Origin of the sequence: Vibrio palustris, assembly GCF_024346995.1 — a bacterium.
Classification (GTDB): Bacteria; Pseudomonadota; Gammaproteobacteria; order Enterobacterales; family Vibrionaceae; genus Vibrio; species Vibrio palustris.
The window spans coordinates 1,012,069-1,024,022 of the sequence record NZ_AP024887.1 but is presented as its reverse complement, the minus strand read 5'-3'; the positions used below and the strand labels follow the sequence as shown (position 1 = coordinate 1,024,022).

The following is an 11,954-nucleotide window of genomic DNA, read 5'->3' as shown; positions in this document are numbered from 1 at the left end:
ACTCATGTCAAAGAATAGTAAATAACATAGACATTTAACCCTATGATCAGGCTACAAATCAAGCCACCGATAAAAGTAACCCAGCCACGGTTAACCATCGATCCCATGACTCGTTTGTTGGCAGTAAACATCAGCAAAGGAACCAAAGCAAATGGGATACCAAAACTCAAAACTACTTGGCTGGCCACTAACGCTTTTTGCTCGGATACTCCCCATACAATGACGGCTAGTGCAGGTAGCATAGTAATTAAACGTCGCAAACCGATAGGTATCGTAAAGCGCACGAATCCTTGCATCAATATTTGCCCAGACATAGTCCCCACTACCGAAGAAGATAAGCCTGCCAATAATAGTCCCACACCAAAAATAATACTGGCCATTTCGCTGCCCATCAGTGGGCTTAGCAATTTATAACTTTCCGAGATGGTCGCCACATCATTGTGCCCATTCGCATGGAAGGTCGCCGCCGCCAGAGCTAATAGCGCAATATTAACAAGCCCTGCTAGTGCCATTCCTATAATCACATCCCAGCGATAAAAGGCTGCGATACGATGACGCTCCGCATCATCTTTTGCTTTTACGCGATTTTGCGCCAACGCAGAATGAAGATAAATAACGTGAGGCATAATAGTCGCCCCCAAAATACCGGAAGCAAGGTATAAAGCGTAAGTATCTGGGAAGGTGGGGATAAGTAGCCCTTTAGTAAATTCGGCGACGTCGGGCTGGCTCATGATCAATTCCACCCCAAACCCCCCCGCAATCGCCATGATCATGGTACCTATCAAAATTTCCATGAGACGAAATCCGAATTTTTGCAGCAATAAAGCGGCATAGGTGATGACGCCCGTAAGCAATGCACCATAAATCATTGGGATATCGAAAAGAAGATTAAAAGCGAGGGCTGCACCGAGAAATTCCGCTAGGTCAGTGGCAATCGCAACAAGTTCAGCTTGCACCCAATAAAACCACACCACAGGTTTCGGGTAACGATCACGAATCACTTCCGCTAAGTTTTTACCCGTAGCTAAACCCAAGCGTGCCGACAGCCCTTGAATAAACATCGCCATAATATTGGCGGCAAATACCACCCACAACAAAGCGTAGCCATAACGAGCGCCTGCTTCAATATTGGTCGCAAAGTTGCCAGGATCCACATACGCGACTGCAGCAATAAGTGCGGGACCAAACATAACAATCCAGCCGAAACCGCGCGTATTACCGCTTAACACATTCTCAGCATCTTGCTGTACAGATGAATCAGAAATCGAACGAAACATACCACCTCCAAAAGAAAGTTAACCTTGGTTAACTTTCTTATAATGAGTTAAGAGATGAAATGTTACCAATCGTTTTTATCGATTAAACTAATAAGTTTTGACATTGGTTGAAAAATTAACAGAATAAAAATGGTATGCATCGTCACACACAAGCTACGGCTCAATCATTTGCTGCATTAAACGTACAAAAGTGCTCTGCTCATCTGCATTCAATCTATCAAGAAATTGTTTATCTACAATATCCGCTTTAGGGTTAGCTTCATCTAGCATTTGCTGACCGCTCTCAGTTAAAAATACATAACGTCTGCGTTTATCCAACTCGCTGGCTTGTCGATAAATCAACCCACGCTTTTCTAGCCGACCTAACATTTCCGCTAACGTCGCCTTCGTCGATACACTCGCATCCATTAATTGAATTTGTTCGATACCTGGTTGATCAGCAATCGCTCGCATCACTGCAAACTGTGGTTTGGTTAAACTTTGCATTTCTTGCTGCCAACATGCCGTGTGTTGTTGCATTAACTTTCTGACAAGATGAAATGCTATGTTATCTAACTTCGAATGCATCACATTCCCCGTCCGTAATATTGATAAAAGATATAGTAAATAAATATTACCATAGATTATTAAATAAAAGACGTACCAGTCACACTTTATCCTTCGCATGTTACAACGGGCAATTGATTAAATACGAATAAGCACCGCTTACGATAATTCAAACTAATCAGTCACAATATGACTATGAACGAATAAAGTGGCTTCTCACTTGCTAAGCGAAAATGCCACTGCGTTTCATGAAGAGTGACTAGTACTGCACAATTTTTTATATTGCTTAAAAAATGGATCATGAATAAAGCCTTCTTTTCATCCGGTTAGTTTTTAATCGAAAAATAGGCAATATCAAATACAAAAAACTCTATCTACACTTCTATAGTCGGTCACGATCATTAAGAAGGAAATCGTTATGATATCTACTTGTAAAGAGTGTGTGTTAGAAGATAAACATCACCATCATGCCCGTATACAGCTAACCCGATGTGGCACCGTTGCTATCGATATTCCAGAAACACAAGAACATATAGAAACAGATCTCGATTGCGTAGAAATACGCTCTCAATCTGGACAGCCCTGTTTAATCTGCACAGAAAAAAAGAAGAGCAATCACGCTAAAGACCAAAAAGCGCTTCCCTTACAACAACAAGATGCTCGTGAGCTCGATAAACTAATTAAAGACGTCTCTGAAGAGTATGAAACCTTAATGAATGATCTTATGTAGTGTACCGCGCAAAGGTACTTATAATTTGGCTGGATCAAAAAAGGCACAGCGTATGACTGTGCCTTTTTCTACTTCATCATTGAGCTCATTTAGTGCTAGAAATCGTAAGTGATGCTGACTGTGCTGTAAATTTCATCATTATCTTTGCCTTCAGCCACATCAGTATTATAGATATACTGAGTATCAAGTACTAGCGCAACGTTCTCAACTAACGTATTTTGCAAATTACCATCTAAGGTGTAGGTAGTGTTCGATTCACCGTAATCAACGTTACCGCCACCACCAATAGAAAGCGTGTCTGATAACTTGGTTTTACCATTAATAAACGCATTGGCGATAATATCTTCTTCCACTTTGCCTGGCTGATTTTTATCACTATCTTGACGTTTGGTATAACGATAACCTGGACCACCACCAATGGTAAGTTGTGTCTTTTTCGTATCAATTAAATCTCGCTGCAAACCAACGGTAGAATCAAATACGTGGCGATATGTTTCAAATTGATCGTGCTTATATTCATTATCAATAAATACGCTATAATTCTCGCCAACTGAGTAGGCGAATTTATAGTTGAGTAGATATTTATTGACGCCATCATCATCGTCTTGAGAATTGGTGTAATAATTACTCGCTTTAAAAGAGTGTTTATAAGGTTTATCGTCGTAATTTAACCACACACCTGAATTTAACGAAGTCGAAGATGACGTTGTTTTTGAATAAATAAAACCAAGTTTAGCGCCACCAGTTAATTGGTTTTCTTTCGATGGTTCGCTAGCGACAGCTGACGCAGATATAAAGATAGCTCCAAGCACTGATAGCGCGAGATAACGTTGCATAACGTCCTCCAATATAAGGGAATAAGCTAAAAATAACTTAGGTCTAAAACATACATGTCATATCATTGTAAATCAGGCTAATCCATTATATTTATGACGCGTTCTCTTGTGCGGTTAACAATGCCACCATTGACTCAAATGCAACAGGTCTACTGCACAAATACCCTTGATAGTAATCAATGCCACTTGTGACTAGTTGATCTAATTGCTTGATATCTTCTACCCCTTCCGCAATCACTTGACTATTAATCGCATGTGTCATTTTGGTCACTGCCGATACGATACTTTGATCTTTGCTGTCAGAGACAATGTTGTCGATGTAGGACTTATCAATTTTGATAAAATCGACACTAAGATTTTTTAGAACCGATATAGACGAGAACCCAGTACCGAAATCATCCACAGAAATCAACACCCCTAACGCTTTCGCTTCTGTCACCACGCCAGAGATTTTTTCTAGATTTGTAATCATCGCGGTTTCTGTAATTTCTAGGTGAATATTCTTGGCTGCAACACCAAACTGATCAATTAAAAACCGTAGGTAACTTAAAAAACCATCATCTTCTAATTGCACAACCGAAACATTAATCGACATAGAGACAAACGGGTAAGACTGATTGACCTCACTCAAGGCTTGAATGGACGCTTTTAAAATAAACCGTCCAAGATCAATAATTAAACCTTGCTCTTCAGCAATCCCAACAAACTCCTGAGGCGAAATAAAAACGCCATTCAACTTCCAACGAACTAACGCTTCAAAACCATGAATTTTTTGCGTACTCACCTCTGTAATAGGTTGAAAATACATAAAAAAATCATCATCAGTTAAGGCTTTTTTCATCGCTTTTTGTAGAAAATGCTTACGACGGGTTTGCTGACTAATAATATCGTCATACCGTTTGATGCGGATACTTTTACGTTTACCTTCAAGCATCGCCAATTGGCTGTTTTTAATTGCATTTTCTACAGGAGTTTGAGTATTACACAGCACATAACCAAGGTGAAATGTCGGATTTAAGCGTATGTTTTGATATTGAATTGGCGCGGATAGTTTTTCAATTAACTGGCCAATAAAAGCTTCAACGGCTTGTTTAGACTGGCATTGAATAAACACATTAAATTCATCATTGCTCCAACGACCTGACAATGAATCATAAAACTTATCAATACTGCCCAAGCGTTGCCCTATTTCAATTAAAACATTATCACCACACTCATATCCATAAAGATTATTAACTAAATGAAACTTATCAATATTAATGTGGATAAAGGCATGAGTAGAAACATCAACCGACGTATTATTTTGGCGTGACAAGGTCAATTGGGACGTAAAACTATAGCGATTGGATAACCCTGTGATGGTATCTTTTTGTTCTAATCGGCTGATCTTATCTGCACGCTTTTTGACTTCACTTTCCAGATTTTCAACCAATAAATCACGCTCATGTTGACTTTTTATCGAAGAAAAAATAAATGCCGAACTACGCCGCGAACTTAAGCATATAGCCACACCATAAAGTAATCCCATCGCACCGATCGATTGCAACTCGCCACCATCACATATCAGCATAATGCTATACGGCATCACGGTAATCACAGAAAAACAAATCGCGGCACGTAAATCGGCGGATAATAATGTCGCACTGCCACCAGACATACCGCAAAACACAATGAGGGCGATCATTTGTTGTAACACACTAAAAGAAGCACGAAACAGGTAGGGATAGAGTGCCCACGCAACGGCCGCCAAAATGACACACACAAAATGATAGTCGAGCTTATTGGGATTCTCATTCGGTACAAAATAATGCACAGACATACGAATCGCCGAAACGATGTATATTAGAACTAACCATAACATCTGACTGCTATTCATTCCTTGATAGATGCCACTAGACACTAACACGGTTGATATCACGACGTTAACACAGACAAGAAAAGGCAGATTAGAGGAGAAAACCTTTAGTCGCTCAGCTTTATACATTAATTAATCCATATTTTTTATATGTAGATCTACTTAAATAAGAGAACGTATGCAAAGAGGTTCTCATACACATGCGCTCAGCATGCTTATATCAACGAGATTATGCCATAGACTTACCGTCAACGTTGCTCATCCATTCTCTTTTCCATATTGGAGTATCGTTATTGAGACATTTACCTAAAAACGCGCCTATGCACTCAATTCTCCCCCGAATAATCAAGGCGTTCTAGTGCCTAAAAGGTAACTAATGAACTTCTCAAATGAAGTTTGGTCTTAAGGCTTCGAAACCAGTACAATTCACTCCCTTTTTGACGATAAGAATGTTATGCCTTTCTTCAATACCATCATTGATAACCACCGCCTTATTATCGCACTCATCATTAGTGTATCCATCGGATGTTATGCGCTTAAGCAAGCCATTATAAAACCGAGCTATAAGATGAAAATTTTCTACATGATTTTGCTCGTTATGACAATCATGTCTATTAGTATAGTGATAGATGCTTGGCACGACAAAACGTTACCCATCGCGCAAGACAGTGACATCATTATGGAGAATACCGCAGGACAAGATGTGAATATTGCGGCTTTGAGCCAGCACCAACCTGTCATTATCTATTTTTGGGGCTCCTGGTGTCACAGCTGCCGCTTAATTACGCCAAGCGTCAGTTGGTTAAGTCATCAATATCCAACTATAGGTGTCGCGGTAATGTCTGGCAGTAATGAAGAAATGCGCCATTATTTAGACTCCCATCGACCTAATTATTGGATTGTTAACGATCCTAATAAACGTATTAGTCATCAATGGCATGTCTCAAAAGCACCCACGATTTTGGTTATTTACAAAAATCAAATACGTTTTGTCACTCAGGGGCTTGTTAGCCCAGTTGGCCTATGGCTAAGAGTGTGGCTTGCAAAACAATCGTAATAATTTGACGACAAACGCCTAGTTTTACGACGACATGCGTCGTAAAACAATATAAAAACACCCTTCTTGTCGGTGTACAACTGGCGTAATCGTGAATTCACAAGCAATGCTTTCCCCTGAACACGATAGAATAGACGTTTCTTGACTCAACCCTGTTTGCGCGACAGATTGGGTTGGGTGAAGCGTATGATTTAAATGAAAATCGGGCATAAGCTCATCAATTGAAACAGGAATGTTATCGGCCTCGCCATAAGCAAATAATGCTTTGGCTACCGAATTCATATGGCATAACACCCCATCAGGGGTCACAATTACCACTCCATCAGAGAAGCCATCAATGATGCTCTTCTCTTTATTCCAGCGGCTATCATCTTCATCTTCACCTAAAATTGGGGTTAAGCTTCCCACGCGATAAAACATTTTATGCCCGACAATGAGTGTTATTAGCACCAATAACATCAGCAGCGCCAAAACTGTCATTGCATGCTCGGGAACATGGGGAGTGGCCGTAATGTTTCCACGGTGATACACATCAATCGATTGCAACACCGAATAAGGTAAGCTAAAAATAGCCAAACCAAACATTGCAGATATCGCAATACGGCGAGCGATATCAACCGTCTTAAAATGATGTTGATGTTTAACCAAAAACAGCGAGACACCACACAACAATAGAGTAGGCACAAATGACCAAAACAGCATTTTCGGATAAAACACAACGTGGCCATCAAGATCAATCGACCAACAAGCGATCAACATCATTCCACCAAGGCCGATGGTAAAAGAGAATGCGCTCAATACGACCTCAGATAACGTAAAGCTCAATGATTTAAGAATACTAAAACCAATCCACCCTCCCACTAACACTGGCAGTAATGCAAGTACAACAAATAGCACATTAAATTCACTTTTGAGTGGCAGTTGTAGCGAAAGTATCCCCAAGTAAAAGCATCCCCAACCACCAACACTAAATAAGGTACAACTGTAGGATTGCCATCTTTTTAATGAGCGATTGTGCTTATCATGCCAGCTGTTTTCGACTATCGACATGCAAAGGTACGTTGCTAAAAGTCCTATCAACAGTGATAAAGCAATCATTGGTTGTGAGTAGGTTTTATCTATCAATTCATACTGTGCAAAATCAAACGAGGAGCTATGCCAATCGGTCATAACGGAGTCTCCATGAAAGTTGCCCAACTCGTCAATCGAGCACTTTATTAATAGTTGATTTAACTATAACACATTATTATTTTTTCACTTCCACATCCATTTTCAGCAATATCAAGTAGCTAGCGAAGTGACCAATTCATTCTTCAATATGTCCCCCCCTTCTCGCATGACGGCCTAATGATCAATTTGTGAAAATTTTATTGGGATATACAGCATTTTCGTGAGCTAATCGGCGGTTTTATGTAAAAACAAGTCAACAATTGATAAAAACTTGTTACACAAACCAGTAGTGGTATATTGATTCAGTCTTGTTATTAAAGCACGTTTTTAAAATAATATGACGACGTCACTTCATCTACACATGCTGCCTGCTATCTCACTTAAAGACGTCACTATGTTTCACTCTATATTTGGTGGGGCTTAAGAGTGAGAGTGAATGAAGTGCATTGAGAACGAGTTAACCACTCACAAGTTAGGATGTTACTTCTCATGAAAAAAGAATCTGGTCACAACGGAATGAACCAGCGTAACTCTGATACCCTTGAGCAACCAATTGATGTCGTTCTTATCGGGGGCGGTATAATGAGTGCGACTCTCGGTACCTTTCTGCACCAATTGGAGCCCAATTGGAATATACAATTATTTGAACGAATGAGCGATAGCGCTGAAGAAAGTTCAAATGCTTGGAATAACGCTGGAACTGGGCACTCTGCTTTAGCGGAAATGAATTACACGCCAGAGCAAAGTAACGGTGAAATTAACACAGATAAAGCCACAAATATTTACGAGCAATTTCAGTTGTCTCGTCAGTTTTGGGCGTATCTCGTGAACAATGGTATTGTTAAATCACCACAATCCTTCATCAATAGCGTACCGCATATGAGTTTTGTTTGGGGTGAAGATAATGTGCGTTTTTTACGTAAACGTTATCATGCACTGCAACGTAATCCGCTCTTTGATGGTATGGCATATTCAGAAGATTACGATCAAATTAAATCATGGGTTCCCATGATTATGAAAGATCGTGACCTCTCTCAACCGATTGCCGCGACAAGCATGCGTATTGGTACAGATGTGAATTTCGGTGCGTTAACTCATGCAATGCTCAAGCACTTAAAAACGTCAGAGCACTTCCAGTGCGCGACGAATCATGAAGTCAAAGCTCTGTCGCAAAATGCCCAAGGCCACTGGGATATCACTGTTTGTAATCGAGAAACACAAACAACGAAAACCGTGACATCAAAATTTGTCTTTATCGGTGCTGGTGGTGCTTCATTAAGCCTATTACAAAAGTCAGGGATACCTGAAGCCAAGCAATATGGCGGTTTTCCCGTCGGCGGCCAATTCCTTGTCACCGACAACCCAGAGCTTGTTGAGCAACATGCTGCGAAAGTCTATGGTAAAGCGTCTGTGGGGGCACCGCCAATGTCGGTTCCGCACTTAGACACCCGTGTGATTGACGGCAAACGATACTTGCTGTTTGGACCTTTTGCTAGCTTCTCAAGTAAATTCTTAAAAAATAGTTCTTTATGGGACTTATTTGCGTCGGTTAACCACTCAAACGTATTACCAATGGCCCAAGTCGGACTTAAAAACTTCGATTTAGTTAAATACTTAGTTGGCCAATTACGCCAGAGTGAAACTGATCGATTAAATGCCCTGAAGGACTTCTTCCCGAACGCTAAGGCATCGGATTGGTCCTTATGGCAAGCGGGCCAACGCGTGCAGATTATTAAAAAAGATACCGATCAAGGTGGCGAGCTTAGACTCGGCACTGAACTCGTGTCTTCTCAAGATCGCTCGATAACCGCTCTCTTAGGAGCCTCGCCAGGCGCCTCAACGTCAGCGTCAATCATGCTGAATTTATTAAATGAGTGTTTTCCTGAGCATATGGCCACACCGCAATGGCAAGAGAAAGTGCTAAAAATGATTCCGTCATATGGGCAGAGTTTGAAAGATAATCCAGACCTCCATCATGAAGTGTTACTCAATACCAGTAAAACATTACAACTTGAGCACCACTTACTTGATACGGAAGTTGAACCGGTCGATGTCATAAACCACACCTCTCATTACGCCTAATAGCACCACGATAGACAGCCCTATTACAGGGCTGTTTCTTTTTTGCTCTGATGAATTGAACGCAATGTTGAGAATACACTAAAGCACTTGCGTTACCCCCTCACTTTGGGTGTAGAATCACCTCAGCGATTTTGTGACATAAATCACATTCATTATTAGGGAGGCTCCCATGGCAACACTATTTAGCCCACTAAAACTTGGTTCCGTTACGCTTAATAACCGTATCATTATTGCCCCGATGTGCATGTACTCAGCAGAGCAAGGCGTCGTACAGCCTTGGCACCACCAGCATTATGGTATGTTAGCGCAATCTGGCGCAGGTTTATTGATCGTTGAAGCGAGTGCTGTATCTCCAGAAGGTCGCATTTCTTACGCAGATTCAGGCATTTATAACGACGAGTGTGAACAAGCTTGGCGCGAAGTCGTCAACAATGTCCATCAGTACTCTGACATTCCTATGGTGATGCAAATTGGTCATGCCGGCCGTAAAGCGTCAACCGATTTACCTTGGAATGGCGGTACACCTCTGACTCCAGAACAAGATAATGGGTGGCAAACTATCGCACCAAGTGCCTTACCTTTTGCACAAACCGACCCAACGCCACAAGCGATGACCGAAGCAGATATTGAGCAATTAATCGCTCAGTTTGTAGCAGCGGCGCAACGCGCTTATCACGCCGGTTTTTGTGGTGTCGAGGTTCATGCTGCCCACGGTTATCTACTGCATCAGTTTTTATCTCCCATCAGTAACCAGCGCGGAGATCAATTCGGCGGGTCGTTAGAGAATCGTATGCGTTTGCCGTTAGCTGTATTTGATGCGATAAAAGCAGCATTACCTGACGACTTTATGATCGGCGTCCGTATCAGTGCCAGTGATTGGGCTGAAGGCGGTTGGGATATCGAACAAAGTATCGAATTTTCAAAAGCCTTGGATGCGTGTGGTTGCCACTATATGCACGTATCAAGTGGCGGCTTAACCGAGAAGCAGCAAATCGAAGTGGGACCTAACTATCAAGTCGGCTTTGCTGATGCGATCAGTAATGAAGTGTCGATGCCAGTGATTGCCGTCGGCTTAATTACGCAAGCCCAACAAGCAGAAGATATTATCAATCACGGACAAGCGGATGCGATTGCTCTCGCCCGTGGTATTCTTTATGACCCGCGCTGGCCTTGGCATGCCGCGGCCGAATTAGGGGCAACCATTCAAGCCGCTCCGCAATATTTACGCTGTCAGCCGCATGGACTTAAATCCTTGTTAACACGCTAATACTTAGAGTGTCTCCGATACAGTTATGCGAGTATCTCGCAATGAGGAACACCATAGCTAAGCGTCATGATAGTGATACTTTCCAATAACGGTATCACTATCACATATAAAAAAGCTCATCAGTTATGATGAGCTTTTTTCATAAAACAATCATTTATTTGGGCTGAATCGTAATTTCAACACGGCGATTACATTGACGCCCCTGTGCGGTACTATTGTCGCAAATTGGCTGACTTTCTCCTTGCCCTTGTACTGTCATTCGTGACGCAGACACATCTTGCCCAGATAGATACGCTTTTACTGAGCTAGCACGTTTTAATGATAACGTTTGGTTATAAGCAGCGCTGCCAGTACTATCCGTATGGCCAACAATGGATAAGCGAGTTTTAGGATACTCAACAAGAATTTTTGCTACACCATTTAGCGTATTATAAATACTTGGCGCTAAGTTGGACGAATCAGACGCAAACCCAATACCATTTTGCATCACAAGTACCAGTTGGTTTTCATTAACACGTTTGACTTGCACGCCTGAGTTCATGAGCTCTTTGCGTAGCGCCTCTTCTTGGCGATCTAAATAATATCCGGTGCCAGCCCCTACTGCAGCGCCGCCCGCCAAACCAACCAATGCATGTTGACGACGTTCTTTGGCATCACTGCCTGTTGCTAACCCTGTCAGTGCTCCGGCAAAAGCTCCAATCAACGCCCCTTTTGTGGTCGAATTCGTCTCTTGCTCACCAGTTGTCGCGCTCTGACGTTGTGTCGCCTGACACCCAGACAACCCTACTGCCACCATCATTAATAAAACACTTTTATTCATCATTGTTCCTATTCACTTGCTCGAGTGACTACTCAAAAATACTTTAAAACAAAATGTTTACTATCATATTGATGATTCGAACATTTTATGTGAATAGTTCTTCTCAATTTAGTAAGTTTTTTGTCAGTATTGCAGCGTATCGTCGCCTATCTGCATAACTCTTGCTCAAGGACTGCCCCAACACATGCTTGCTAGCCATTCATAAACTCAATCAATGAGTATAGACTGCCATCACTGATGAGAGCACTCTGTATCGTGATACTCATCGTGCGATGACCGGACGCTTACTACTCAATTGTCCTTATTAGAGACAC

10 protein-coding genes are annotated in these 11,954 nt (G+C 41.6%); 4 read left to right on the top strand and 6 right to left on the bottom strand.

Going from position 1 to position 11,954, the window contains the following annotated elements; all coding sequences use genetic code 11:
- Positions 1–2 precede the first annotated feature (2 nt).
- Positions 3–1,277: an Nramp family divalent metal transporter gene (locus OCU30_RS05000; protein WP_077313435.1), complete on the bottom strand. Its 1,275-nt coding sequence runs from the start codon at positions 1,275–1,277 to the stop codon at positions 3–5.
- 153 nt (positions 1,278–1,430) lie between these two features.
- Entirely contained in the window at positions 1,431–1,796 is a 366-nt protein-coding gene (locus OCU30_RS04995) for a MarR family winged helix-turn-helix transcriptional regulator (RefSeq protein WP_235861832.1), read from the bottom strand.
- Between the two features lie 445 nt (positions 1,797–2,241).
- On the opposite strand from OCU30_RS04995, the gene OCU30_RS04990 reads away from it, so the two are divergent.
- On the top strand, positions 2,242–2,553 hold the full coding sequence (locus tag OCU30_RS04990) for a hypothetical protein (RefSeq protein ID WP_077313439.1): 312 nt from the start codon (positions 2,242–2,244) through the stop codon (positions 2,551–2,553).
- Positions 2,554–2,648: 95 nt separating this feature from the next.
- On the opposite strand, the gene OCU30_RS04985 is transcribed toward OCU30_RS04990, so the two are convergent.
- Together OCU30_RS04985 and OCU30_RS04980 are read right to left on the bottom strand one after the other, a co-directional pair.
- Positions 2,649–3,389, bottom strand: coding sequence for a DUF481 domain-containing protein (locus tag OCU30_RS04985; protein WP_077313441.1), 741 nt, complete (start codon positions 3,387–3,389; stop codon positions 2,649–2,651).
- A gap of 91 nt (positions 3,390–3,480) precedes the next feature.
- The gene (locus OCU30_RS04980; protein ID WP_077313443.1) at positions 3,481–5,373 is read right to left on the bottom strand and encodes a putative bifunctional diguanylate cyclase/phosphodiesterase; all 1,893 of its coding nucleotides are present in this window, start codon (positions 5,371–5,373) and stop codon (positions 3,481–3,483) included.
- Positions 5,374–5,851: 478 nt separating this feature from the next.
- On the opposite strand from OCU30_RS04980, the gene OCU30_RS04975 reads away from it, so the two are divergent.
- Complete coding sequence (locus tag OCU30_RS04975) at positions 5,852–6,301, top strand: thioredoxin-like domain-containing protein (RefSeq protein WP_159439107.1); 450 nt, start codon at positions 5,852–5,854, stop codon at positions 6,299–6,301.
- A 24-nt stretch (positions 6,302–6,325) separates the two neighbouring features.
- On the opposite strand, the gene OCU30_RS04970 is transcribed toward OCU30_RS04975, so the two are convergent.
- A complete protein-coding gene (locus OCU30_RS04970) occupies positions 6,326–7,471 on the bottom strand; it encodes a hypothetical protein (protein ID WP_077313447.1) in 1,146 nt (381 codons plus the stop codon).
- A gap of 489 nt (positions 7,472–7,960) precedes the next feature.
- Between OCU30_RS04970 and mqo the strand changes: the two genes are divergently transcribed.
- Together mqo and OCU30_RS04960 are read left to right on the top strand one after the other, a co-directional pair.
- Positions 7,961–9,553, top strand: coding sequence for a malate dehydrogenase (quinone) (mqo, locus tag OCU30_RS04965; protein WP_077313449.1), 1,593 nt, complete (start codon positions 7,961–7,963; stop codon positions 9,551–9,553).
- A gap of 169 nt (positions 9,554–9,722) precedes the next feature.
- A complete protein-coding gene (locus OCU30_RS04960) occupies positions 9,723–10,820 on the top strand; it encodes an NADH:flavin oxidoreductase/NADH oxidase (RefSeq protein WP_077313451.1) in 1,098 nt (365 codons plus the stop codon).
- A 154-nt stretch (positions 10,821–10,974) separates the two neighbouring features.
- On the opposite strand, the gene OCU30_RS04955 is transcribed toward OCU30_RS04960, so the two are convergent.
- The gene (locus OCU30_RS04955) at positions 10,975–11,640 is read right to left on the bottom strand and encodes a YiaD family glycine zipper/OmpA-like lipoprotein (RefSeq protein WP_077313453.1); all 666 of its coding nucleotides are present in this window, start codon (positions 11,638–11,640) and stop codon (positions 10,975–10,977) included.
- Between the last annotated feature and the right edge of the window lie 314 nt (positions 11,641–11,954).

What these genes read in the sequence shown, in the direction of transcription:
- OCU30_RS04995 (WP_235861832.1), bottom strand. Translation starts at nt 1,796, where the DNA reads ATGCAACAACACACGGCATGTTGGCAGCAAGAAATGCAAAGTTTAACC.
- OCU30_RS04985 (WP_077313441.1), bottom strand. Translation starts at nt 3,389, where the DNA reads ATGCAACGTTATCTCGCGCTATCAGTGCTTGGAGCTATCTTTATATCT.
- OCU30_RS04955 (WP_077313453.1), bottom strand. Translation starts at nt 11,640, where the DNA reads ATGAATAAAAGTGTTTTATTAATGATGGTGGCAGTAGGGTTGTCTGGG.
- mqo (WP_077313449.1), top strand. Translation starts at nt 7,961, where the DNA reads ATGAAAAAAGAATCTGGTCACAACGGAATGAACCAGCGTAACTCTGAT.
- OCU30_RS05000 (WP_077313435.1), bottom strand. Translation starts at nt 1,277, where the DNA reads ATGTTTCGTTCGATTTCTGATTCATCTGTACAGCAAGATGCTGAGAAT.
- OCU30_RS04960 (WP_077313451.1), top strand. Translation starts at nt 9,723, where the DNA reads ATGGCAACACTATTTAGCCCACTAAAACTTGGTTCCGTTACGCTTAAT.
- OCU30_RS04975 (WP_159439107.1), top strand. Translation starts at nt 5,852, where the DNA reads ATGTCTATTAGTATAGTGATAGATGCTTGGCACGACAAAACGTTACCC.
- OCU30_RS04970 (WP_077313447.1), bottom strand. Translation starts at nt 7,471, where the DNA reads ATGACCGATTGGCATAGCTCCTCGTTTGATTTTGCACAGTATGAATTG.
- OCU30_RS04980 (WP_077313443.1), bottom strand. Translation starts at nt 5,373, where the DNA reads ATGTATAAAGCTGAGCGACTAAAGGTTTTCTCCTCTAATCTGCCTTTT.
- OCU30_RS04990 (WP_077313439.1), top strand. Translation starts at nt 2,242, where the DNA reads ATGATATCTACTTGTAAAGAGTGTGTGTTAGAAGATAAACATCACCAT.